Genomic DNA, 21,311 nt, shown 5'->3' with positions numbered 1-21,311 from the left:
CACCCGCCCCGCTTTCCGCCGGCCGCGAGAGGTTTCATTCGTTGATCAAGCGCACCAGGTCCTGGCCGGGAAGCGTCGATTCAATCAGGCGCCATTCGAAGCGACCGCCCTCGTTCTCCTGGATCACCCGGTGGCCGTCGTCGGAGAGCCGGGCGGAACCCTGGCCCCAGAGCCGAGTGCCTTCCTTGAAGGGCAGCGTGGATCTGGAGATGGTCCAGGGCCGATAGGAACCCGCGAGACCGCCGAGCGAGATCTCGCAATCGAGATAGGCGTGGATCAGCCTGCGATCGTCGCCGGCAGCTTCGACCAGCTCGCGCAAGGTCTGCGCGGGCGGCAGCGGCCGAGAGCGAGGCCGCGCAAAGAGAAAGCGATCGTCGATCATGATCAGGACGGCGCCGGTCGCATCGGAACCCGCCGACGCCGAAGGCTGGTGCTCGACCAACCGCAGCGCGATGCAGAGCCGGGTCGCATGGCGCTCGCGGTGATAGATTTCCTGATAGGCGCTGGCGAGAATCGAGGTCGGATCGCCTTCCTCGTAGAGCGTATCGCCGTCGATCCGAAGCCGCCCGGCGTCGGACCGCCCCGTGTCCGGCCGGTAGTCGATGTACCGAACCCAGGAACAGAGACCGTCGGCCATCTCGATGTGACCGGCAAAGCCCTTCTGTTCGGCCAGTTGCTGAAGCTCGATCAGGCTGAAATCGTCAAAGGACTGCCGGCCTTCTGTAGCCGGTCGGTCCTGGGGGATTCGGAGATCGACATAGAGCCGGCGGGTCTGTCCCCAATAAACGCGGGTGGTGTCGTCCTTGGAGCCGTTGGGAAACCGGATCGATTCCCGGCACCAAAGCCCGACCAGCCACTCCGGCGCGGCAGGAGGATCGTCCGAAAGAGCGAATGGCGATGCGGATTCCGAGGGCGAACGCATGACGCAATTCTGGGAATCGGCCGGCCTGCGCCAATCGAGGAACGGTCAATACCAATCATTGACTGAATTAATGGAGTGAGCCAAAAACAGGGATACACCCCTGGTTTTTCCTAATTCAGGACCCCTTGGCAGCCATGGCACGATTGGCCGCACCGTCGATCCAGGACCGGTTCCTGCGCAATCTGGACTGGAACCTGCTGCATACCTTTCATGTGATCGTCCAGTCGGGGAATTTGACGCGCGCCGCCCAGAAGCTGGGCCGCAAGCAACCCGCCGTCAGCCTGGCCTTGCGGCGGCTGGAAGGACATCTCGGCGCCGCGCTATGCACGCGGGCATCGAATCATTTCGAGCTCACGCCGGAAGGCATGGTTGTCGCCAATGCCTGCGAGGAGTTGTTCCAACGGGTTGGCGGTCTGCCGGACCGCCTCGCCAATCTGCCCGGGGAAGTGATCGGACATCTGCGAATCGCCGCCATCACCAGCATCACCAGCCCGAGATATGACCGGGTCATCGCCGCTTATCATCAGCGATATCCGAATGTGCAGATCGGCGTCGATATAGTGCCGTGGGCGGATGTGACGCGTCGGTTGACGCGCCAACTCGCCGACATCGGCATCGGGCCGGCTCGATTTCTCGATGCGGATTTCGAGTACAGCCTGCTCTATGCCGAGCCGGTCCAACTCTATTGCGGCCGCTCCCACCCGTCTTTTGGCAAGACGGCAGCGACTCCTGAGGAGATCGCAGACGAAGGCCTTATCATGACGGGTGGTGATGAACCGGATGTCATCAGCCGTTATCGGCTTCAATATGGATTGGGACGCATCGTCGCCGGCCAGTCCGAACATCTCGACGAAGCCAAGCGGCTGACGATCCAAGGCGTCGGCTTGTGTTTCCTGCCCGAGGCCTTCGTGCAGATGGAAGTCGAGCAGGGTCTGCTATGGCCCGTTCTACAGGAGGTCGAGCGGTTTACCTCCGACATCCATATCATCTCGCTGCCGCGCGAACGCCTTCAGCTGCCGACCCGGCTGCTGCTCGATCTGCTGCAAGAGATTCAGGACGGCTAGGTCGCAGTCGCATCCTCCCGACAGCGCCAACATTCGGCTCAGCAGCAGTTTCCGACACTGGGCCGGCAGCAACCGCCGACACCCATGACGTCGCAACAATCGGGACCGCAGCAGTCGGAGCCGCAGGAATCGCACCCGCAGCCGCAACCGCCGCCACAGCCACATCCGCAGCCATGACCGTGACCGCCGCCATGGCCGCCCCAGGCCGCGGGGGCGTAGCCATAGCCGGCACCCGCCAATCCCTGCAGCAGCCGGAGGCTGCCGGCGAGGAGCTGGTTCACCACATTCATACCGAGGCCCAGGGTCGAGCCGACCTGGTCGCCGATTCCGGGGCCGCCGGTCGGCGCCGACGGGAATCCCGGCATCGAGGGCATGGCCGGCATCGACGGCATCCCCGGATAGGGCATGACCGAGGGCGGCAGGGCCCAGCCGGGCGCGCCGCCGGGGCCCGCCGGCATCATCCAGGGCATCATGGTCGGGAAGGATGACGGCGACGCAGCGCCCGGCGCCGCCGTCGCGGCGGAACGCGCGCGGAAGCGGTCGAGCTCCTCCTGCGCCTTGGTCTTGCCTTGCAGCGCTGCCGCCGGCTTGTTGTCCTTGCGGCTGCCGCCGGGCTTGGTGGCTCTGGCCATGTGACGCCTCCCTCGATCGGTTGTCGGATCAGCAGCTGAACACTTCGCACCAGCGCAGCCGCGCCGTCATATTGACGACGAGGATGGTGACGGTGGCGCCGGGCTTGGTGGTGATGATGCATTCCTTGATCTGGTAGCCGACGCCGGGCTTCTCGGTCTTGCCCCAGGCGAGCAGCGTGCCGTCGCTGTCCTGCACCAGCACGGCGACCAGCGACTGCGCCGTCGGCGTGGTCGGCATGTATTCCACCGAGAGATGGACGCAGCAGCTGCCGCCGATGAAGGCGGTGCCGATGCCCGCCGTCAGCGCCGCGGCCGCCGCGTCGAGCGCGACGGTCTCGCGGCCCGCGACATTGACGTTCGTGAATCCGGCCGGCGCCATGTTCATCACGATGGGCGCCGTCGCATGGGCCTGCATCATCTGCGTGAAGGCCGCGGTGCCGCGCAGATCGCCGATCTTGGTGTCGGCCTTGACCAGCACCTCCTTCGATTCCTTGCGGCATTCGCGGCAGCCGCAGACGCATTTCGATTTCGGATGGCCGCAGCCGTGACAGAAGCCATGGCCCATCTGGCCCGGATAGATCGGAATCCCCGGCATCATGGGGCCGGGATGACCCCCATGAAAGCCCGGCTGGCCGGTGTAATGCGGATATGCGGGATGCATGGCCTCTACTCCTTCTGTCGGATGGGTTCAGCAGCAGATCCGTTCGCACCAGCGCAACCGCGCCACCGCGTCGGTGACCGAGATCGTGACCTTCGTGCCGGCGTCGGCGGCGAGGAACGCCTCCTCGCTGTGATAGCCTTCGGCGAGATCGGTCGCGGTCCAGGTCTGGGTGGTGCCGCCCGATTCGAGCGTGACCTCGACCTGGGGCGCCGCCGCGCCCGCATCGACCAGATATTCGAGCGTCAGATGCGTGTCGCTATGGCCGCCGACGAAGCCCTGCTTGGGCGAGCCCGCGGGGTCGACCTCGATCTCGCGCGGCACAATCATCTCGGCGCAGGCGGGCTTGCAATCGACCGGCGGGCAAGGCACCGGCACCGCGAAGAAGGCGATATAATAGGGACCGGCCCAGCTCTGGCAGCCGCCACCATGATATCCGCTCGGTGAATGATACATCGCTGATCCTCCTTCAGGGTCCGCCATTGGGCGGGGTGTCGTCCGCGGGTTTCGTCACGTCCTGAACCACCTTCAGGCTGTCCTTGATCACGTCGAAGCCCGATTTCACGGCGGTGTTGATCGCGTCGGCGAGCTTGTCCGTGACCCCGTTGTCGATGAGCGACGTCGCGGTCCCGTGAACCAGCTTTCCGATCGAGTCCAAGATCGATGCCATGCTGCCGACTCCTCTTTCAGGCGGGTGCCGCGATGCGACCCTGCCGCTGCAATGACGTCTGATGAATGCCGGCCGGCTGCGTCAGGCCCGGCGTCTCCGCCACGCCGCGCTGGACGAGCCGCACCGCCTTGGTCGCGACCTCGATGCCCCAATCGAGATTGGCCAGCGGGTCGCGCACCATCTCCACGCCGGCGAGCCCCAGGCTCTGCGCGGCACCGCGGGCGATCCGCATCGGCCCGATGATCGAGCCGCCTTCGGCAGCGAACATCGCCTGCCAGACCCGCGGATCCTTCGGGAAGGCGTGATAGAGCGCGCGCGGCGAGAGGCAGATGCTCTGCGAGATGGCGCCGCTGAAGACGCCGCTGCAGAACTCCTGGAACTGCCGGTCGGCATCGGTGAGACGACCGATCTGGGTGAGCGTGAAGAGGCAGAAATCGCGCAGATGCGGATTCTTGGCGATGGAAAGGAAGAGCTCGGCCGTCTGCCAGTCGAAGCCCACATGCCGGCCCCAGCGCCGCTCATAGGCGCGCAGGCCCCGCGCCGAGCAGTCGCCCGCAGCCAGCGCCGCCACGGCCGTCTCGGCGGCGAAGAAGGCGCTTTCCATCGCCTTGTGGATGCCGCCGCCATTGAGCGGATCGGCATGGTTGGCGGCATCGCCCACCAGCATGATGCGGTCGGCCAGGATCGCGTTGGGCTTGAAGAAGGCGGCCGATCCGCCCGAGGGCGGGCCGCAGCGCGTGGCATGGCGCAGCATCGTCCCCAGCTCGCGCTCAAGGAAACGGCGGAAATCCTCGGCGAGCTTGCCCGGCATCGAGAAATTGCGGTCGACCGCATAGCCGAGGCCGACATTGGCGAAGCCCTTGTCGTCGACGAAGAGCCAGCCATAGCCGGGGAAATAGTCGCGGTCGAAATAGACCTTGATCTGCGCCCCCTCGCATTCGACGTCGCGGTAATAGGCGCGCAGGGAGAGCGCCATGGCGCCGGTCTTGAGCGTATTGCCGATCGCGCGCGAGACGGTCGAGGAGACGCCGTCGGCGCCGATGACGATCCGGCCCTTGAAGGCCCTGGTTCCCTCGCGGGTCTGGCAACTGAGCTCGACGGCGTCGCGCCCGACCTGCAGCTCGCGCAGGATGCGCCCGCCTTCGAACTTTGCGCCCTTCGCGATGGCGTTGCGCAGCAGCGTGTCGTCGAAGCGCTTGCGGTCGAGCAGGACGGCGAAATCGGGATAGGCGGTGCCGACCGGGAAGCCGCCGGTCAACAGATGCTGACCGTTGATGAAGAGATCGCAATCGCGGATGCAGGCCTCGGTCTGCGCCATCACCTCGTCGGCGCAGCCCAACTGGTCCAGCCAATAGACCGCCTGCGGCGTCAGCCCGTCGCCGCAGACCTTGTCGCGCGGAAACTCCGACCGGTCGATCACCAGCACGTCGAGCCCCTCGCGCGCGAGGAAGGCCGCGGCGCTGCTGCCGCCGGGTCCGGCGCCCACCACAACGACATCGTGGATGCGATCGACGCTCACGAGACGGGGCCTCTCATGACGACACCACCAGCCGCACCGGAATCCGCAGCTCGTCCTCGGACGAGACCAGGATCCACCCGAAATAGACGTCGGGCGGCGTCTCCGCCGGCACCGCGCCGCGCAGCACGAACTTCTCGAAATCGACCGGGGCGATGGCCTTGGTCTCGGGCTTGATCGACATGGCGGCCGCCGGCAAGGAAGCGCCGGTGGTCTCGCCCTGGAAGCCCTCGATCCGCAAGCTCACCTTCTTCGGCGCCACCATCGAGTCATTGTTGATCGAGAACGAGACCTTGACCGTGCCGCCCGGCGCCAGCGGCAGGCGGTTGGTGATGTAGAAGGCCGGGGCTTCGGCCGGCGGCGGCTCGCCCGCCTCGGGCATCGGTGGCGAGGGTGCGCTCTCGGGCGGGGCCTCGCGCTGCATGGCGGCCGCCATCCGTTCCATCACCTGCTGCTGGGCGGCGCTGCCGATGCGGTTGACGATGGTGACGCCGAGGCTGACGCCGGCCTCGGCCAGATCCAGCCCCTTGGCCAGGATCATGCCCATCTGGTCGACCTTCTCGCGCAGGTCGAGCCCGCCCTCGCTGGCGCGCGGCTGCGGTCCGCCCTCGGGCTTCGGCGGCGGCTTCTCCGCATGTGGGGCCGAACCATCCGGTTCGTTGGTGGCAGCCATGGCAGCGCCTCTCAACAGATATCGCCGCCGGGAAGCGGCGGGATGCAGCTATAGCGGTAGCGATGGATCACAGGGCCCGCTTGTGCCGGTGCCGGCGGCCAGGGGCGGTCCCAGATCATGCGATGAACCAGATGGCGGACGGCGGCGACATTGGCGGCACCCGCATAGAAGGCCGCGGCCGGCAGGGCCATCGCGTTTTCGCGCAGGGCCGCGGCTTGGCATCGCGGGCAATGGCAGGGGTTCGCCGCCATGGCCTAGCTCCCCGAGCTGACGCTGCCGCCGGTCGCATCGAGCGGAGGATGCGGAGCGGGGCTGGGGGCGGCTTGGGCCGGAAACTGAAAACGCGGCGCCCCGGCATGCATGGCGGGACGGTGCTGCCCCGCCAGATGCGGCGGCGGACCGCGATCGGGACGATGGGCATGATCGCGATGGGGGGTCGGCGGCCGCGGGGCCGCGACCTGCGAGACCGTGCAGCTCTCCGAGATCCGCACCGGAATGCCAGGATTGCCGGCGGCGGCCACATCGGTGTAGCTGCGGTCGTCGCTCTTCGACTGCTCGCGCCGATACTTGTCCTTCGGCACCACCTGGGTCGTGCCATGCAGGGCCATGCGCAGGATCTCGAAACCGAAGAAGCGCGTATGGACCGTGTAGCTCGAGCAGAGTTCGAGGTTCTGCTGGAGCGTGACGGCGACCGGCGGCACCCGCTTCACATTGAGATCGACCGAGGGCAACCGGCTCAGCGAGAGATTGACGGTCGGGATGCTGGTGACGTTGAAGCGCTCGACCTGGAGCGGATCGAGATTATGGACCCGGTCGATCCGCAAGGATTCGATCGAGAACGGATCGATATTGTTCAGTTCCTTGATATGGACCGCGGCTGGCGCGATCTTCTGCACCTTCGCGATCGTCACCGGGTCGATATTGCGGACCTCCGAGATCCGCACCGGGTCTATGTTTTTGACTTTATTGACATCGACATCCATGGCGCTCTCCTGCGGTCCGGCTCAGAGCAGGCCGGGCCAGACATAATTCAGCTGAAGCACTTTCGCGTCGTCGAACAGGCCCGGCTGCGCCTGGACGCGCGCGCGGATCGTGGCCAGATGCGTGCCGCCGAGATTGGGCATCTTGTAGAGGAAGGTCGGCGCGGTGCCGGCCTGCAGCACGCCATCGACCAGCCATTCGACGGCGGTGCCGGTCGTGTGGCTCAGCCGCGTCTCGAACAGCTGCATCTTGTTGGAATCGTCGATATAGGCGTTGTGGTCGCCCTGCGCGTAATAGAGCGTGGCGCGCTTGGGCCAGATCTCGATCACAGGCGCCGGCGCCGGCTCGGGGCCGATGCCGATGACCGTGATCCAGGCGAAAGCCTTGCGCAGCGGATCCTCGAGCGCGGTCGCGACCACGAGATCGGTGAAGGGGCTGGCGAGCCCACCCTTGTCGGGGGCCCGATAGAGGCCCTGCGCGTCGATGCTGCCGGCGCCGGGCCCGCCCGCCGGGCTCAGGACCTCCCAACTCGCGCCACGGCGCGAGTTATAGACCTTCGCCTCGAAGCGGACTTGCGTGTTGATCGGATTGACGAAGCGCTCGTCGCGGAAGGCGAGCTCCACGCGCGGCGGCGAGATCTCGATCTCGACCTGATGGCGCGCGACCACATGATGCGTCACCTCCGTGATCGCCGGAGGCCCATGATGGCCGTGGGGTCCGTGGAGATGGGGGCGCATCGCGGGGCTCAGCTCTCCTCGCCGCTCTCGAGCGCGCTCTTGAGCGCCGCGCCCAGGACCTTCTTCGGCATCTCCGCGCTCAGCTCGACATCGAGCTTGCAGGCGCCGATGCCGGCCAGATCGACCTGCAGCCCGTCCTTGCCGATCTTGGCCTTGGCCCAGCACTCGATCATCTTGAGCTTCGCGTCGAAGGGATCGATCTGGACGTCGAAGGGCCCGACCGCCATCGCCTGAACGTTGCCATGGGCGCGCGCCAGGAACGGGATGCGCACGGTCACCGGGATCTTCCCGATTCGCGCGCGGATCGGACCGGTCGAAAGCTTGAAGGCGCCCTCGCAGCGCAGATCGAGCTCGATCGGGTCGGTCTTCGCCCGCAGCTTGAGGTCGGGATGGCCATGCAGCTCGATCTTGGATTTCAGCGTCATGACGCGCTCTCTCCGGACTCGCGGGGCTTGCCGGCCTCGGCCGCCTTCTCGAGATCGGGATAAACCCGCTCGGCCAGATCGCTGAACATGGTGCCGACGGTCTTGTTCAGATGCTCGAAGCCGTGGAGCGCGCGGCTGATCTCCTCGCAGGAATCGCCGACCACCTCGAAATGAACCAGCGGCCCGAGCCGGATGGACAGGGTGATGTTGGCCATCAGTTCACCTCCTCGGATCCGGGCGCCTTGCCGATCATTCGCGCGTCTCCTTGCCGTTGGCCGCCGACCCGTTCCGGTCATGGCCATTGGCGGCATGGCCGTTCGCCTTGGCGCCACCGTTCAGCCCTTGATCGAGATCGCGGATCTTGCGCGTCATCTCGTCGAGCGAGAGCAGGGTCATCAGCACGAGGCCCTTCTCGCGCTCGCCCAGCTTCGCGTAGAAGCCCTCGATCTCGGATTTGATCCGGCCGCCATCGCCGCCCTTGCGAAACTCCTTGCCGCGCTCGCGCAGCACGCCGCTGAACTGGTTGACGATCGACAGCACGCCATAGAGCAGATCGGCCACGTCGCCCTGCGGCGCCTTGCCGTTCTTCTCGGGCCCGGCACGCTCCGATTCCGACGCGCCCGCAGCGGCCTTCTTCTCCGGCTCCGGCTTCTCGGCCGCAGGTTTCTCGCCGGTTCCGGCCGGATTGCAGCGCGGACAGGCGAAACGGCTCTCGACCGGCGAGATCTTCCAGACGCCATAGAGCGCGGTGCGGGCGCCCTCGGGAATCGCCTTGCAGTCGCGCCGATGGAGCAGGCCCGCCGCCGGATCGAACTGGAACGGCGCCTGCGCCGCCTCCTCACGATTGTCGATCTTCAGCAGCGCCTCGCGCACGTCGATCTTGCTCTCCTTGTAGAGCTCCTGGATCTTCAGCGCGACGAAGTCGCCGATCGAGCCGCCGGGGCTGGGCTTATTCATAGACAGCCCAGGCCGGCCCTCGCAGGCGGCGCTGCTCCCGGTGCTTCTGCAGGCGGGTGACGTAATAGCGGGTGAGGAAGGCGATCAGGAGGTCGCGGCCGGCGGCGGGGCGCAGACCCTGCATCAGCTTCTCGATATGGGAGAAGAAGATCCGCCGCAGCGCCTGCTCCGGCCGCCCCAGCGCGTTCATATAGGTGACGCGGCGGTCGGCGCGATCGGCATAGCAGTCGCCATGATCGTCGATGAACATGATGAGCGCGCCGGCGACGAAGATGTGCCGGATGTAATCGAGCGACAGGTTCGGCAGCAGGAACGCGGCCAGCAGGATGATGGCGTGGCCGCTGCGGTCACGGGCCAGGCGCTTCAGCCGCGCCAGCCGCCGGGCGCGGGGCAGTGCCTTCATCTCCGCCTCGAGGCCCCGCATCTCGACGTCGCGCCGCTGCGCCTCGAACAGGCGCAGAATCGCCTGGCGCAGAGTCGGCTCTAGGATGTCGCGCTCGGCGAAGAGCCGGGAGACCACGATGTAAAAGAGAGTCTCGCGCTCGTTCCCGACCTCGAACCAGCCGGTGGCGAAGAGCCGCTCCAGTCGCTTCACATAGGCCCGGGTCGCCTCCTCGCCGAAATCGTCGAGGAAACTGTCGGCCAGGAAGCAACAGCAGCCGAACAGGCAGGTGATCCGCTGCCGGCGCTCGTCATAGGGATAATCCGCGATTTCGGTGCAGGCATGGCCGACCAGCATCATCTTCGTGCTGAGCTCGACCATCTTCCGATATTCGTTGCCGGCATTCTCGAGCAAAGCCGGGTAGTAGGCCTTCACGATCGGCTCGAGGGTGCTCGCGACGAAGCGGCGATAGACCGGCATCAGGGAATCCACCCGCTCGCGCGCAGCGGCCGGCGGTTGCCAGCCCAATGTCTTCCGCGCTGCGTGTGGCTCCCAGGCCATGCGCACCCCACCCTGCCCCGACGCGCCCTGTCGATGCGCGGGGTCACCTTGCGGCCATCAGCTTGCCTGCATTCCGGCGGCGGCGCGCCTTTGATGCCAATGAAGTTTCGGAGGGATAGCCCGCAGGCGACCTTTTTGGCCTCGACTCGACCTATGTCACAACGAACTCACAGCCCCGGCAATTGTATGGCGCGCCAATCAGCGGCGCCGGAAAGGGATAAGACTTCTGTCATATCCCGGTCCCCGGCCCGGGACCGTCGGAAGAATATTTTCTTGCCATCCTCCCCAGGTTTTCTTGCGCCGGGTCAGGCCGCGCCCGACCCGGGGATTGCTCGAGACGCGGGCCCCCGCCGCCGAGAAGCGCAGCCTTGCGGTTTGTTACCGAGGCGATACCGGGTGAGCGAGCGGTGCCCGGCGTCGCCTCGACCTGTCAGGCGCTTCACGAACCGCCGCAGGCACTGCCGCCGAGAGACAAGCGGTCACTTGCCGATGCCCGCCTTCGTGAACATGTTTTTGGCCCGGGGTGGGGGCCGCTCCGCGCCCCCGCGTTTCGCCGCCAAACACAAGGATCGGATCATTGGCCAGCTCACGACAATTGCGTCTCGGCGCCTTCATGCGCCCGGTCAGCATCCACACCGCCGCCTGGCGCTATCCGGGTGCCTTTCCGGACGCCAATTTCAACTTCGCCCATCTGAAGCGCTTCGCCCAGACGCTGGAGCGCGGGCGGTTCGATGCCTTCTTCATGGCCGATCACCTGGCGCTGCTCAACATGCCGATGCAGGCGCTCAAGCGCAGCGCCACCGTGACCTCGTTCGATCCCCTGACCCTGCTGCCGGCGCTGGCGGTGGTGACCGAACGGCTCGGGCTGATCGCCACCGCCTCCACCACCTATAACGAGCCCTATCACGTCGCGCGCAAATTCGCGTCGCTGGACCATCTGAGCGGCGGGCGCGCCGGCTGGAACCTCGTCACCTCCGCAAACCCGCTCGAGGCGAAGAATTTCGGCCTCGACGAGCATGTCGAGCATTCGACCCGCTATCGCCGCGCCCGCGAGTTCTTCGATGTGGTCACCGGTCTGTGGGACAGCTGGGCCGACGATGCCTTCATCCGCGATGTGGAATCCGGCATCTACTTCGACCCCGACAGGCTGCATATCCTCGATCACAAGGGCCCCGACATCTCGGTACGCGGGCCCTTGAACGTCGCGCGCCCGATCCAGGGCTGGCCGGTGATCGTGCAGGCGGGTGCCTCGGAAGCCGGACGCCAGATCGCGGCCGAGACGGCCGAGGTCGTCTTCACCGGCCAGAACAATCTGGCCGACGGCCAGCGTTTCTATGCCGATGTGAAGGGGCGCATGGAGAAGCTCGGACGCTCGCGCGACCATCTCAAGATCATGCCCGGCGCCTTCGTCGTGGTGGGCGACAGTCTCGACGAGGCGCGGGAGAAGAAGGCGCGGCTGGACGGGCTGGTGCATCCGGACAGCGGCATCGCCTCCCTCTCGGTCCAGCTCGGAACCGATGTCTCGGGCTTCGATCTCGACGGGCCCCTGCCTGAAATTCCGGAGAGCAATGCCAGCAAGAGCGCGCGCGAGAAGCTGATCCTGAAGGCCAGACGGGAGAACCTCACCGTCCGGCAGCTCGCGCAATATGTCGGCGGCAGCTACGGCACGCTGGAGATGATCGGAACACCCGCCACGATCGCCGATCAGATGGAGGAATGGCTGGTGACCGAGGGCGCCGACGGTTTCAACGTGATGTTCCCCTATCTGCCCGGCGGGCTCGACGATTTCGTCGATCGCGTCGTCCCGGAGCTGCAGCGCCGCGGGCTGTTCCGAAGAGAGTATGAGGGCAAGACCTTGCGCGAGAATCTGGGGCTGCCGCGGCCGGCGAACCGCTTCTTTCCCGAGCCCTGACGGCGCCGGGATTCCAGCGCTCAGGAAAACGGCCCCGGAACAAATCGTCCCGGGGCCGCTTCATGCAGGGTCGTGGGCGCCGGCCGGGCCGGCGGCAATCTCTATTCGAGAATGAACGTCACCTCGAGCGTGACGCGATATTCCTCGATCTTGCCCTTCGAGACCTTGGCCTTCTGCTTGATCACCTCGATGCCGGTGATTCCGCGCAACGTCTTGGCCGCGCGCTTGACGGCGGCATCCACGGCGTCCTGAAAGCCCTTCGAGGAACTGGCGGTCAATTTGGTGACACGGGCGACAGACATGCTGCTTCTCCCCATCGAGGTTGGAGAAACGATGCTACTCCCCTTGCTGAGGGGCCGGCCAGGGACTGAAGGGTGGGGGGAGCATAAACACAGGGCCCGCAGCCGGGGGGAAGACTGCGGGCCCTGCCAGTATTGAGAGCCAGGCTGAATTGAGCCTGACGCCCCGCCCGCTGGCCGGGGGGGAAAGCCAGCGGGAGCTCGTGATGAAAGCGGGCCGGTCGTGGTGACCTCGGCCTTCGGCCTAGACGCCCGCCTGCATCGGTTCCGATCCAACGGCGCTACGGCGGAGGGCCGGCCCTGTCGACTTCAGGGTCTCGGGCTTGGCGCCATGAGCCCGGCGCCAGGCACTGGGGCTGGAGCCTTCCTGCCGGCGGAACAGCCGTGAGAAATGCGACTGGTCGGCGAAGCCGCAATCCAGGGCCACCTGGCTCAGGGGCTCCTCGGTCGCGAGCATCATCTCCCGGGCGCGGGCGATGCGGCGGCGCACCACATAGCCATGCGGCGGCTCGCCGAAGCTGATCTTGAAGGCCCGCGCGAAATGGCTGACGCTCAGGCGGCAGAGCTCGGCCATCTCCTCCAGGGTGATTGCCGAGGCCAGCTGGCTCTCCACCAGGGCCTTCAGGCGGTTGATCTGCCAGGGGGCCAACCCGCCGCGGGCCAGGTAAGCTGGACCCTCTTCGGCTTCGGCATCCTCCGCCGGCTTGAGCGATTCCAGCAGGCTTGTGGCACGGTTGAGGCAACGCCGGGCCGCGCCCTGATCGCGCTCCAGGAAACCGGTGGCGCTGGTCAGAAGCTGGACCACCGTGGCCTGGACGTCGCCGAGGCCCACAGGCGCCGCGGCCTGAAAGAAAGCAGCGTTCGCAGTGTGGCTTTTCGCGGCGATCGATGTCTCTCGAAACATGAGGGATCCCTTCCTGATGGTACCGGCGTCGGTCGCTTCGTGACCGGAGGCCTTGTTGACACCCTGAAGATCGGACCGATTGCCGCGGCGAACAATTCTACGGAGGGAAGGATCGCTAGGACGCTAGTGTCACCCGCTCATACCAAGGTATGGGCGCCCGGAACGGGCGCTTCGCCGGCGATTTCCGGCTGCGGGGCGGGTCGCGGCTTGCGTTATGATCGGCCATTCCCAGACCCATAGCCCCAGCCCTATAGCCATTGAGACGAAAGCCCCCGTGGTCCTTCAATCAGCTGCCGATAGCGGTCCCGCCACCCCGCCCCCGCGCCGCCGGTTCCTGACGGTGCCCGCGGGCGTATCGCGGATCCGGATTGCGCTCGCGATCGCGCTCGCTGCCGCCATCTTCCTGTTCGACACGGTGAGTCCGGCCGGCATCGCCGTCGCCGTGCTTTACGCCGTCGTCATCATGATGTCGGTCGATCTCTGCGACCGGCGGGGCATCATCCTGGTGTCGCTGGGCTGCGCCGTATTGACGATGATCGCCTTCCTGATCGGCCATGGCTGGAACTTCGAGGGCGACCCGATGCTTCGCTGCCTGGTCAGCCTGTCGGCCGTCGGCATCACCAGCCTGCTGGCGCTGCGAAACCAACGCGCGACGGCTGTCCTGAAGGAAAGCGAGCGGCGCTATCGCAACATCTTTCAGACCGCCGGCGTCTCCATCTTCGAGGAGGATTTCAGCGCCGTGCGGTCCGCGCTGCGGACCTTGAAGCAGCGCGGCGTCGCCGACATTCGCGGCTACCTCGCGGATCATCCCTCCTTCGTGCAGCACTGCATCGCTATGGTGCAGATCCTGGATGTCAACGAAGCGGCGATCCGACTGCTGGGCGCGCGCGAGAAGACGCAGGCGATCTCGTCGCTGCGCAATTATCTCCTGCCCGAGACGACCGACTCCTTCCGCGAGATGCTCTGCGCCATGTTCGATGGCGAGCATTCGTTCGAGTATGAGACCGCAATCCGCACGGCCGACGACGAGCGCCGGGCGATCCTGATGGCGGCGACCTTTCCGCCGGAAGGCGATTCCTATCGCAATGTGCTGATCAGCGTGCTCGACATCACGGAACGCGAGCGGGCGCAACGTGCCTTGGAGCAGGCGCAATCCGCGCTGGCCCACGTCTCGCGCATCTCGACGCTGGGCGAGCTGACCGCCTCGATCGCGCATGAGGTCAATCAGCCGCTGGCGGCGATCGTGACCAACGGCGAGGCCTGCCTGCGCTGGCTCAACCGCGTGCCGCCCGACCTGGGCGAAGCGCGGGCCTGCGTCGAACACAGCGTGGCCGAGGGCCGGCGCGCCGGCGCGGTGGTTCAGCGGCTGCGCAATCTCGCGCGCCGCGCCGATCCCCAGGTCGTGGCGCTCGACGTGAACGGGGTAATCGAGGAGGTCGCCCTGCTGGTCGGGCGCGAGGCGGCCGAGCATGGCGTGGCCTTGCGCCTCGATCTGGGACCGTCGCTACCGCCCTTGCGGATCGACCGGATTCAATTGCAGCAGATCCTGATCAATCTGACGATCAATGCCATGCATGCGATGGAAACCGTCACCGACCGGCCCCGGCAGGTGATGGTCGAATCGCGCGAGCAGTGGCCGTCGTCGATCCGGATCTCGGTACGCGACCAGGGCTCCGGCATCGCGGCCGATGCGATGCCCCGCCTGTTCGACGCCTTCTTCACCACGCGGCAGGAGGGCATCGGTCTGGGGCTTTCGATCTGCCGTTCGATCGTCGAATCCCATGGCGGCCGGATCTGGGCCGAGAACAATGCCGACCACGGCGCCACATTTCATATTCTGCTTGCCGCGGCGAAGGACGAGGAATGAGCACGGAATCGATATCGAACCTGGAGAATCCGGACGAGGCGGCCCTGGTTGTCATCGTCGATGACGACGGCGCGGTGCGCAGCGCCCTGAGCAGCCTGCTGCGGTCGGTGGGCTTCAAGGTCGAGGCCTTCGGCGCGCCGAAGGAGCTCATGCAGAAGGGCATCCCGGAAACGGCCAGCTGTCTCGTGCTCGATGTCCGGTTGCCGATGATCAGCGGCCTCGATTTCCAGAAGCAGCTCGCCGAAGCCAATCACCGGATACCGATCGTCTTCATGACCGGTCATGGCGACATTCCGATGTCGGTGAAGGCGATGAAGGCCGGCGCCATCGATTTCCTTCCCAAGCCGTTTCGCGACCAGGACATGCTCGACGCGGTGGCGACAGCGATCGAACGCGACCGGACCCGGCGCCTCAACGAGGCCGGCCTCGACGAGCTGCGCAAGCGCCTCGACAGCCTCAGCAAGCGCGAACGGGAGATCATGGCCTTCGCGACCGTGGGGTTGATGAACAAGCAGATCGCCGGCGAGCTCGGCATCAGCGAGGTCACGGTCAAGATCCATCGCGGCCACGTCATGCAGAAGATGGGCGCACGCTCCTTCGCCGAGCTGGTGCGGATCGCCGAATCTCTCGGGGTTCATCCCGAGTCCGGGACATCGGCATAGCCCCTCGCGCACCGGCCCCCGCCATGGCGACAATTCGCCCAAGGCGCCGCCGCCCTGGCGGCACAGGAACGGTCCTATTTCCGCAAGCCCGTTCAAGCCGGGGGACCCCCCAATGGCGGTCCATGGCGGGGACGCGCCGGTCTTCCCCGGCGCGTCGAACGCACGGGCTTGCCATGCCGACTTCGGTCATCCTCATCCACGGCGAGTTTCTGTCGCCGGACTGCTGGCAGGGATGGCAGCAACGCTTCGAGAAGGCAGGCTATCCCTGCCTCGCGCCCGCCTGGCCCGGTCACGACCGGCCGGTCGGCGAATTGCGGCGGGAGCCCGATCCGCGGCTGAGGTCGCTCGGCGTCGCCGACCTCGTCGACCATTATGCGAGCCTCATCGCGGGTCTGCCGGCGCCGCCGATCCTCATCGGTCATTCCATCGGCGGGCTGGTGATGCAGATGCTGCTCGACCGCGGGCTGGGTCTCGCGGGGGTCGGTCTGGCGCCCCTGCCCCCGCGCGGCGCCCTGCCCGGCCTGTCGCTGAGGGGGCCGCTGCTGGCGTCGCTGCTGGTTCTGGGCGGATGGCGGCGGAGTCGGGCGCTGGGTCTGAGAGGGTTCTCGAGACGCGTGGCCCACACCCTGTCGGCCGCCGAGCAGGCCGAGATTCATCAGCGCTTTCTGGTTCCGGCCGCGCGGCGACTCGTCGTCGAGGCGGCGCTGGCAATCGGGACCGCGATCGATTTCGCCAATCCCGGGCGGGCACCCTTGCTGCTGGTCGGCGGGGAGAAAGATCGCATCCTCGAGCCCTCAGCACTTCGCGCCCTCTATCGCGCCCATCTTCGCTCGCCGGCGGAAACCGCCCTGCGACTCCTGCCGCGCCGCTCTCACTGGCTTCTGACCGAACCCGGATGGGAAGCGCTGGCGGATTTCTGCCTCGCCTGGGCGGACACCCACGCGACCACGGTCTGATTTCAAGATCATCCGCGGCGAGGCCGCCGCGGGAACGCGCGAAACGTTCAAGCGCCGCGAGCCGAGCGCAATCCCTTCGTGGTTCTCTCGCTTAGCGTGACGACAGCATCGATCACCCGCGAGATGGAGACAGCACCATGAACATGCAGCAGCGGCTTGCGCAGGCCCCGGCCTTCGCCGTCCCGTCCGTTCGCAACGGTGCCGGGCCGATCTCCGCCACCACCGGCACGCTCGAGGCGCTGCTCGAGGATCTCTCCACGCTCTATGCGCGGGCGAAGACCGTTCATTGGCATCTGTCGGGCCCCTATTTCCGCGATCATCGCCTGCCGCAGGACGAGCGGACCTTGCGGATCATCGGCGCGATGGACGCGATCGCCGACCGGACCCGGAAGCTCGGGGGCGCCGTGCTGGGCTGTCTCGATCATATCGACCGCCTGCGCCATCTCGTCGGCGACGAGGCCGACCTGGTGCTGCCGCACCGCATGCTGGCCAAGCTGCATGAGGAAATGGTGGCGCTGGCGGTCTACATGCATGACGTCGATGCCCTCCAGGCGGCGCCCTCGGGTCGGGCCGCCACCGGCGCGCCGGAGATCTGGATGGATGGCGCCGAAGCGCACGGCCGCCGTCTGGTCGAAGCCGCCCGCCTGGCCTGAGAGAGTCCGGAAGAGGGGTGCTTGGCACGCCTCTTCCCGAACTTCCCCATCGAGGGGCGGCCGGATCGCTCCGTGCAATTGCCGTAAGCGGGAGACGGGCGGCCTCGACGGGCAGGGCCTCATCTTCCGCCTCGATCCGATCGCCTGCGGCGAATAGACTGCAATCACAGGACAGCAAAGGAGATCGCCATGGCTCGTCCGCCCCTCCCGCCCTTCACCGCCGAGACCGCCGCGCAGAAGGCGCGACTGGCCGAGGATGCCTGGAACACGCGCGACCCGCAGCGTGTGGCCCAGGCCTATACGCCCGACAGCCGCTGGCGCAACCGCGCGGAGTTCATCCAGGGTCGCGAGGCGATCGAGGCCTTCCTCACGCGCAAATGGAATCGCGAGCTCGACTACCGCCTGATCAAAGAGCTCTGGGCTTTCACCGGCAACCGCATCGCCGTGCGCTTCGTCTATGAGTTTCACGACGACAGCGGCAACTGGTATCGCGCGCATGGCAACGAGAACTGGGAGTTCGACGAAGACGGGCTGATGCGCCGGCGCGTCGCCAGCATCAACGATCAGCGCATCGCCGAGGCCGAGCGCAAGTTCCATTGGCCGCTCGGGCGCCGGCCCGACGGTCATCCCGGCCTCACCGATCTGGGGCTGTAGCGAAACCCGCGCGCCGCTCCCCTACCAATGCCCCTTCCGCCGGTTCCAGCCATAGAGCCAGTCGGCGAAGCGGTCATAGGCAAATCGCGCGACCGGACGGAAAACGGGCAGGCCCAGCAGGCGGCCGAGCCAGCGATCGCCCGGCGTGCGGCGCCAGATCTCGATCGCGCAATCGGCGCCGACATGGAGCCGGCCCGCGGCATCGACGCCGTGAAGGCGGCGGCGCACCGCTTCCAGATCGGCGCCGAAGCGGGCGAGCGCCCCGGGCTCGAGATTGATATCGCGGAATTCGACATCGCCGGCCCGCACCGTGCGTAGGAGCCGGTTGCGCTGCCCGTCGATGCCGGCATTACAGACCGGGCATTTGGTGTTGTACCAGACGGTGAGCTTGGCGAGCATGGCCGGCCATTTCCGTTTCGGCACCATGAGCGAGGCTTGCGACCGGCGTCTCCCCGCGGGTCGCCGCCCGGCACGCTAGCCATGCCCGGCGCCCCAAGTCCATCCCGCCCTCACCCCTCTCGGCGACCGGGGCCGCCATCTCCGCGAGACCGCGAGGCCGTCTAGGACGGGGCGGGATAGGCGCGCGGAAGATAAAGGCGAACCACCGTGCCCCGGTTCACCTCGCTATGGATCCTGATATGACCCCGCGACTGCCGGGCGAAGCCGAGCACCATCGACAGGCCGAGGCCCGAGCCCTTGCCGCTCTCCTTCGTGGTGAAGAACGGCTCGAACACCCGATTCAGGATCTCCGGCGCGATGCCGCTGCCGCTGTCCGACACCGCAAGCATGACGTAATCGCCGGGCGCAACCTCGGGATTCTCGGCGGCATATTGCGGGTCCAGCGGCTTGTTGGCCGTCTCGATGCCGAGGACGCCGCCCTCGGGCATGGCGTCGCGGGCATTGATGGCGAGATTGACGAGGGCGGACTCCACCTGGACCGGATCGGCGATCGCCGGCCACAGATCACCGGCGAGAGTCATGCGGATATCGATCCGCTCGCCCAATGTCCGGCGCAGCATATCCATGGTCCCGGTGACCCGCTCGTTGAGGTCGAATATCTTGGGGTCGAGGGGTTGGCGCCGGGAGAAGGCGAGAAGCCGGTGGACGAGCTCGGCGCCCTGGAGGCTCGATCTCATGCAGACATCCAGCAACGCGCGGGCCCTGCCGTTGTCCTTGACCTCCCTTTCGAGCTGCCCGAGGCCGCCGACAACGACGGCCAGCAGATTGTTGAAATCGTGGGCCATCCCGCTGGTCAATTGACCGATGGCTTCCATTCTCTGCGCCTGGATCAGCCGTTTCTCGTTCGCCTTGCGCTCGGTCATGTCGCGCAGAATGACGAGCGTCGCATCAGCGGCGTTGCCGTCGAAGGGCGCGGCAGCAACCTCGACATCGAGGACATTTCCGTCGAGGCGGACGATCTGCCGCTCGATGGCCGGCACCGGATTCCCGGCTTCGGCCGGCGCCGCGGCCTGCCCCTGGAAGAGTTGACGGTCGTCATGCCGGAACAGGACGACCGTCGGCTTGCCGAGAAGCTGCACCGATGCCGTGGCGCCGAAGAGACGCAGACAGGCGTCGTTGGCAAAGACCACGCGACCATTGCGCTCGACGAACAGGCCGTCCTGCATCCGTTCGAGAATGGCGCTTTGAAACCGGTGGTTCTGCTCGACCTCCGCGGTCCGTTGCAGCACGCGCTCCTCGAGCTCCGCATTGAGCTTCTGCAGCATGGACTCGGTGTGGCGCCGCCGGTCCACCTCCCGGCGCTTCAGATGAAAGAGGCCGACGATGACCAGCGTGCTGGCAACGATCCCGACGAGCAGAAGGAGGACGGAATCCCCGACACGCTGTTCGGCACTCTCCGAGCGCGCCTCGAAGAGATCGTTCTCCGCCCATTCCATACCGGCGACGATTCCCCGGATCCGATCCATGATGACCCGGCCCTCCGACAGTCGCCGCGTATCGACGGCCGAGAGCCCCCGATCCTGCCGAAGCTGAATCAACGCCTCGAGCAGACGAAAGCGGTCGGCCACGAGGGACCGGAGCCGGTCGACACGCTGCTGCTGATCGGGATTGCCGGCGGTCAGCTGGCTCAGCTGCTGAAGAGATCGCGGGGTCTCCGCCGCGGCGGCGCGATAGGGCTCTAGATAGGCCGGATCGCCGGTGATGATATATCCCTCTTGGTCGGTTTCGGCGGTGCCGAGGAAGGAAAGCAGACGTTCGGCCTCGTAGCGGACGTCCAGCGCATGCCTCGCCGCGTCTCCGGCGGCCATCAGCGCGTTTATGTGGTAGTATGCGACGCCATAGAAGCTCCAGATCGCGAGGATGGCCAGCCACAGCGCAGCCGACCGACCGAATCGGGTTCGCCACCCCTCGCGAGGGGGTTCCTGCCGCGATCGGACAGCGCCGGCAACGGACACCTCGAGCTCCCTTCCTGTTTCGAGCGGCAATCGCCGGCCGCGCGCCAAACTCCGTTGCCGATCTCCACTCCTATCCAAGACCTGCGACTCGGCCGGCGCCTGCTGCATCTCCCGCCGGTTCTTGTCGGGCCCGGAACGCGCGGCCACGATCGGATTGTCGTGTTGCGCTCGGCCGAGCCGGAGAAGATCGCGAGCGTCCGCGCGGCTCCACCCTGCATTACCCCGCCAGCCGCCGATCAGGCGGGCGACCGGTTCATGCCTGGCGCGAGACCGTCGCGCATGAAATGCGAATGCCGGAATGACGATGCGCGACTCGTATCGATTAGAATCGATAGCTTGGCCTAACGGCGAGATCTTTCGAAATTCCCTAGTTGAATGAGGGCCACAGAATCACTCTCGGGCAGTACGGACATTTCTCCGTGCCGATGGTTCCGATGCGGTCTCGGTGCTGCTCCGGACGATCACGCAGGCCGTTGCGACCGTGTCCGACAGGAGCCGGACCAGACGTGTCAGATCGGCAATCTTCGTCGCCTCCGGCATGGCTATAGGGTCGATATCCGCAAGAACGCCAATGACACGTTCGTAACCTGCGATGGCGGGTGCCAATCCCAACGACGGATCGAGCGAGTCGATTATCTTCAGCCTGCGGATGATTTCTTCCAGCCCCCGGATCGAGTGAGCGCAGTTCGCCGCCAACAGGTCATGCAGATTGGCGATGGTGCGAGCACCTCCCTCGAGGAGGGCCGGATGGTTGACGATGGCACCCATGGCGGGTCTCCTCGTTTCGATGACCGGCATCCGCGGCGACGGAA

26 protein-coding genes are annotated in these 21,311 nt (G+C 66.5%); 7 read left to right on the top strand and 19 right to left on the bottom strand.

The window, feature by feature from the left end; translation table 11 throughout:
• Positions 1 to 34 precede the first annotated feature (34 nt).
• Positions 35 to 922 carry a hypothetical protein gene (locus tag FRZ44_RS01340; RefSeq protein ID WP_151175482.1) on the bottom strand — a complete coding sequence of 296 codons (888 nt, stop codon included), beginning with the start codon at positions 920 to 922 and terminating at the stop codon, positions 35 to 37.
• 134 nt (positions 923 to 1,056) lie between these two features.
• Between FRZ44_RS01340 and FRZ44_RS01335 the strand changes: the two genes are divergently transcribed.
• Positions 1,057 to 1,986, top strand: a complete 930-nt coding sequence (locus FRZ44_RS01335) for a LysR family transcriptional regulator (RefSeq protein WP_151175481.1) — start codon at positions 1,057 to 1,059, stop codon at positions 1,984 to 1,986.
• A gap of 38 nt (positions 1,987 to 2,024) precedes the next feature.
• On the opposite strand, the gene FRZ44_RS26935 is transcribed toward FRZ44_RS01335, so the two are convergent.
• The 13 genes from FRZ44_RS26935 to FRZ44_RS01275 are packed head-to-tail and all read right to left on the bottom strand — an operon-like array spanning position 2,025 to position 10,178.
• On the bottom strand, positions 2,025 to 2,618 hold the full coding sequence (locus FRZ44_RS26935; RefSeq protein ID WP_191908349.1) for a hypothetical protein: 594 nt from the start codon (positions 2,616 to 2,618) through the stop codon (positions 2,025 to 2,027).
• 28 nt (positions 2,619 to 2,646) lie between these two features.
• On the bottom strand, positions 2,647 to 3,279 hold the full coding sequence (locus FRZ44_RS01325; protein WP_151175479.1) for a hypothetical protein: 633 nt from the start codon (positions 3,277 to 3,279) through the stop codon (positions 2,647 to 2,649).
• 27 nt (positions 3,280 to 3,306) lie between these two features.
• Positions 3,307 to 3,732, bottom strand: coding sequence for a hypothetical protein (locus FRZ44_RS01320; protein ID WP_151175478.1), 426 nt, complete (start codon positions 3,730 to 3,732; stop codon positions 3,307 to 3,309).
• A gap of 13 nt (positions 3,733 to 3,745) precedes the next feature.
• Positions 3,746 to 3,946 carry a hypothetical protein gene (locus FRZ44_RS01315; RefSeq protein ID WP_151175477.1) on the bottom strand — a complete coding sequence of 67 codons (201 nt, stop codon included), beginning with the start codon at positions 3,944 to 3,946 and terminating at the stop codon, positions 3,746 to 3,748.
• Between the two features lie 16 nt (positions 3,947 to 3,962).
• Positions 3,963 to 5,465, bottom strand: a complete 1,503-nt coding sequence (locus tag FRZ44_RS01310; protein ID WP_191908348.1) for a geranylgeranyl reductase family protein — start codon at positions 5,463 to 5,465, stop codon at positions 3,963 to 3,965.
• A 13-nt stretch (positions 5,466 to 5,478) separates the two neighbouring features.
• Positions 5,479 to 6,135: a hypothetical protein gene (locus FRZ44_RS26930; protein WP_191908347.1), complete on the bottom strand. Its 657-nt coding sequence runs from the start codon at positions 6,133 to 6,135 to the stop codon at positions 5,479 to 5,481.
• 11 nt (positions 6,136 to 6,146) lie between these two features.
• On the bottom strand, positions 6,147 to 6,386 hold the full coding sequence (locus FRZ44_RS01305) for a hypothetical protein (RefSeq protein ID WP_151175475.1): 240 nt from the start codon (positions 6,384 to 6,386) through the stop codon (positions 6,147 to 6,149).
• 3 nt (positions 6,387 to 6,389) lie between these two features.
• The gene (locus tag FRZ44_RS01300) at positions 6,390 to 7,118 is read right to left on the bottom strand and encodes a hypothetical protein (RefSeq protein ID WP_151175474.1); all 729 of its coding nucleotides are present in this window, start codon (positions 7,116 to 7,118) and stop codon (positions 6,390 to 6,392) included.
• 21 nt (positions 7,119 to 7,139) lie between these two features.
• Positions 7,140 to 7,853 carry a hypothetical protein gene (locus tag FRZ44_RS01295; protein ID WP_151175473.1) on the bottom strand — a complete coding sequence of 238 codons (714 nt, stop codon included), beginning with the start codon at positions 7,851 to 7,853 and terminating at the stop codon, positions 7,140 to 7,142.
• Between the two features lie 8 nt (positions 7,854 to 7,861).
• Positions 7,862 to 8,278 carry a hypothetical protein gene (locus FRZ44_RS01290; RefSeq protein WP_151175472.1) on the bottom strand — a complete coding sequence of 139 codons (417 nt, stop codon included), beginning with the start codon at positions 8,276 to 8,278 and terminating at the stop codon, positions 7,862 to 7,864.
• Complete coding sequence (locus FRZ44_RS01285) at positions 8,275 to 8,493, bottom strand: hypothetical protein (protein WP_151175471.1); 219 nt, start codon at positions 8,491 to 8,493, stop codon at positions 8,275 to 8,277. The genes FRZ44_RS01290 and FRZ44_RS01285 overlap by 4 nt, the downstream gene beginning before the upstream one ends.
• Before the next feature lie 34 nt (positions 8,494 to 8,527).
• Entirely contained in the window at positions 8,528 to 9,235 is a 708-nt protein-coding gene (locus FRZ44_RS01280) for a hypothetical protein (RefSeq protein WP_151175470.1), read from the bottom strand.
• A complete protein-coding gene (locus tag FRZ44_RS01275) occupies positions 9,228 to 10,178 on the bottom strand; it encodes a hypothetical protein (RefSeq protein WP_151175469.1) in 951 nt (316 codons plus the stop codon). Before FRZ44_RS01275 ends, FRZ44_RS01280 begins: the two co-directional genes overlap by 8 nt.
• Positions 10,179 to 10,755: 577 nt before the next feature.
• On the opposite strand from FRZ44_RS01275, the gene FRZ44_RS01270 reads away from it, so the two are divergent.
• Entirely contained in the window at positions 10,756 to 12,090 is a 1,335-nt protein-coding gene (locus FRZ44_RS01270; RefSeq protein WP_225308491.1) for an LLM class flavin-dependent oxidoreductase, read from the top strand.
• A gap of 101 nt (positions 12,091 to 12,191) precedes the next feature.
• Here the strand turns inward: FRZ44_RS01270 and FRZ44_RS01265 are convergent, their stop codons facing one another.
• Both FRZ44_RS01265 and FRZ44_RS01260 read right to left on the bottom strand, forming a co-directional pair.
• Positions 12,192 to 12,392 carry a dodecin family protein gene (locus FRZ44_RS01265; protein WP_151175468.1) on the bottom strand — a complete coding sequence of 67 codons (201 nt, stop codon included), beginning with the start codon at positions 12,390 to 12,392 and terminating at the stop codon, positions 12,192 to 12,194.
• A 241-nt stretch (positions 12,393 to 12,633) separates the two neighbouring features.
• Positions 12,634 to 13,293 carry a helix-turn-helix domain-containing protein gene (locus FRZ44_RS01260; protein ID WP_151175467.1) on the bottom strand — a complete coding sequence of 220 codons (660 nt, stop codon included), beginning with the start codon at positions 13,291 to 13,293 and terminating at the stop codon, positions 12,634 to 12,636.
• A 274-nt stretch (positions 13,294 to 13,567) separates the two neighbouring features.
• On the opposite strand from FRZ44_RS01260, the gene FRZ44_RS01255 reads away from it, so the two are divergent.
• The 5 genes from FRZ44_RS01255 (at position 13,568) to FRZ44_RS01235 (ending at position 18,085) form a co-directional block, all read left to right on the top strand.
• Positions 13,568 to 15,160 (top strand): PAS domain-containing sensor histidine kinase, encoded by a 1,593-nt coding sequence (locus FRZ44_RS01255; protein ID WP_191908346.1) that lies wholly within the window; start codon positions 13,568 to 13,570, stop codon positions 15,158 to 15,160.
• On the top strand, positions 15,157 to 15,822 hold the full coding sequence (locus FRZ44_RS01250; RefSeq protein ID WP_151175465.1) for a response regulator transcription factor: 666 nt from the start codon (positions 15,157 to 15,159) through the stop codon (positions 15,820 to 15,822). The genes FRZ44_RS01255 and FRZ44_RS01250 overlap by 4 nt, the downstream gene beginning before the upstream one ends.
• 173 nt (positions 15,823 to 15,995) lie before the next feature.
• Entirely contained in the window at positions 15,996 to 16,778 is a 783-nt protein-coding gene (locus FRZ44_RS01245) for an alpha/beta hydrolase (protein WP_191908345.1), read from the top strand.
• A gap of 137 nt (positions 16,779 to 16,915) precedes the next feature.
• Positions 16,916 to 17,431, top strand: coding sequence for a DNA starvation/stationary phase protection protein (locus FRZ44_RS01240; protein ID WP_151175463.1), 516 nt, complete (start codon positions 16,916 to 16,918; stop codon positions 17,429 to 17,431).
• A gap of 189 nt (positions 17,432 to 17,620) precedes the next feature.
• Complete coding sequence (locus FRZ44_RS01235) at positions 17,621 to 18,085, top strand: nuclear transport factor 2 family protein (protein WP_191908344.1); 465 nt, start codon at positions 17,621 to 17,623, stop codon at positions 18,083 to 18,085.
• Between the two features lie 21 nt (positions 18,086 to 18,106).
• Here the strand turns inward: FRZ44_RS01235 and FRZ44_RS01230 are convergent, their stop codons facing one another.
• The 3 genes from FRZ44_RS01230 to FRZ44_RS01220 all read right to left on the bottom strand — a co-directional run bounded on the left by FRZ44_RS01230 (position 18,107) and on the right by FRZ44_RS01220 (position 21,267).
• Positions 18,107 to 18,484, bottom strand: a complete 378-nt coding sequence (locus FRZ44_RS01230) for a thiol-disulfide oxidoreductase DCC family protein (RefSeq protein WP_151175461.1) — start codon at positions 18,482 to 18,484, stop codon at positions 18,107 to 18,109.
• A gap of 161 nt (positions 18,485 to 18,645) precedes the next feature.
• A complete protein-coding gene (locus FRZ44_RS01225; RefSeq protein ID WP_191908343.1) occupies positions 18,646 to 20,352 on the bottom strand; it encodes a CHASE3 domain-containing protein in 1,707 nt (568 codons plus the stop codon).
• Positions 20,353 to 20,889: 537 nt separating this feature from the next.
• On the bottom strand, positions 20,890 to 21,267 hold the full coding sequence (locus FRZ44_RS01220) for a hypothetical protein (RefSeq protein WP_151175459.1): 378 nt from the start codon (positions 21,265 to 21,267) through the stop codon (positions 20,890 to 20,892).
• Positions 21,268 to 21,311: the final 44 nt, after the last annotated feature.

The organism is Hypericibacter terrae, assembly GCF_008728855.1.
Taxonomy (GTDB): Bacteria; Pseudomonadota; Alphaproteobacteria; order Dongiales; family Dongiaceae; genus Hypericibacter; species Hypericibacter terrae.
This window is presented reverse-complemented; position numbering and strand designations above follow the sequence as displayed.

Excerpts from the sequence above, each read along its gene's own strand:
- FRZ44_RS01340 (WP_151175482.1), bottom strand. The coding sequence starts at position 922 with ATGCGTTCGCCCTCGGAATCCGCATCGCCATTCGCTCTTTCGGACGAT.
- FRZ44_RS01335 (WP_151175481.1), top strand. The coding sequence starts at position 1,057 with ATGGCACGATTGGCCGCACCGTCGATCCAGGACCGGTTCCTGCGCAAT.
- FRZ44_RS26935 (WP_191908349.1), bottom strand. The coding sequence starts at position 2,618 with ATGGCCAGAGCCACCAAGCCCGGCGGCAGCCGCAAGGACAACAAGCCG.
- FRZ44_RS01325 (WP_151175479.1), bottom strand. The coding sequence starts at position 3,279 with ATGCATCCCGCATATCCGCATTACACCGGCCAGCCGGGCTTTCATGGG.
- FRZ44_RS01320 (WP_151175478.1), bottom strand. The coding sequence starts at position 3,732 with ATGTATCATTCACCGAGCGGATATCATGGTGGCGGCTGCCAGAGCTGG.
- FRZ44_RS01315 (WP_151175477.1), bottom strand. The coding sequence starts at position 3,946 with ATGGCATCGATCTTGGACTCGATCGGAAAGCTGGTTCACGGGACCGCG.
- FRZ44_RS26930 (WP_191908347.1), bottom strand. The coding sequence starts at position 6,135 with ATGGCTGCCACCAACGAACCGGATGGTTCGGCCCCACATGCGGAGAAG.
- FRZ44_RS01305 (WP_151175475.1), bottom strand. The coding sequence starts at position 6,386 with ATGGCGGCGAACCCCTGCCATTGCCCGCGATGCCAAGCCGCGGCCCTG.
- FRZ44_RS01300 (WP_151175474.1), bottom strand. The coding sequence starts at position 7,118 with ATGGATGTCGATGTCAATAAAGTCAAAAACATAGACCCGGTGCGGATC.
- FRZ44_RS01295 (WP_151175473.1), bottom strand. The coding sequence starts at position 7,853 with ATGCGCCCCCATCTCCACGGACCCCACGGCCATCATGGGCCTCCGGCG.
- FRZ44_RS01290 (WP_151175472.1), bottom strand. The coding sequence starts at position 8,278 with ATGACGCTGAAATCCAAGATCGAGCTGCATGGCCATCCCGACCTCAAG.
- FRZ44_RS01285 (WP_151175471.1), bottom strand. The coding sequence starts at position 8,493 with ATGGCCAACATCACCCTGTCCATCCGGCTCGGGCCGCTGGTTCATTTC.
- FRZ44_RS01280 (WP_151175470.1), bottom strand. The coding sequence starts at position 9,235 with ATGAATAAGCCCAGCCCCGGCGGCTCGATCGGCGACTTCGTCGCGCTG.
- FRZ44_RS01275 (WP_151175469.1), bottom strand. The coding sequence starts at position 10,178 with ATGGCCTGGGAGCCACACGCAGCGCGGAAGACATTGGGCTGGCAACCG.
- FRZ44_RS01265 (WP_151175468.1), bottom strand. The coding sequence starts at position 12,392 with ATGTCTGTCGCCCGTGTCACCAAATTGACCGCCAGTTCCTCGAAGGGC.
- FRZ44_RS01260 (WP_151175467.1), bottom strand. The coding sequence starts at position 13,293 with ATGTTTCGAGAGACATCGATCGCCGCGAAAAGCCACACTGCGAACGCT.
- FRZ44_RS01250 (WP_151175465.1), top strand. The coding sequence starts at position 15,157 with ATGAGCACGGAATCGATATCGAACCTGGAGAATCCGGACGAGGCGGCC.
- FRZ44_RS01245 (WP_191908345.1), top strand. The coding sequence starts at position 15,996 with ATGCCGACTTCGGTCATCCTCATCCACGGCGAGTTTCTGTCGCCGGAC.
- FRZ44_RS01240 (WP_151175463.1), top strand. The coding sequence starts at position 16,916 with ATGAACATGCAGCAGCGGCTTGCGCAGGCCCCGGCCTTCGCCGTCCCG.
- FRZ44_RS01235 (WP_191908344.1), top strand. The coding sequence starts at position 17,621 with ATGGCTCGTCCGCCCCTCCCGCCCTTCACCGCCGAGACCGCCGCGCAG.
- FRZ44_RS01230 (WP_151175461.1), bottom strand. The coding sequence starts at position 18,484 with ATGCTCGCCAAGCTCACCGTCTGGTACAACACCAAATGCCCGGTCTGT.
- FRZ44_RS01225 (WP_191908343.1), bottom strand. The coding sequence starts at position 20,352 with ATGGCCGCCGGAGACGCGGCGAGGCATGCGCTGGACGTCCGCTACGAG.
- FRZ44_RS01220 (WP_151175459.1), bottom strand. The coding sequence starts at position 21,267 with ATGGGTGCCATCGTCAACCATCCGGCCCTCCTCGAGGGAGGTGCTCGC.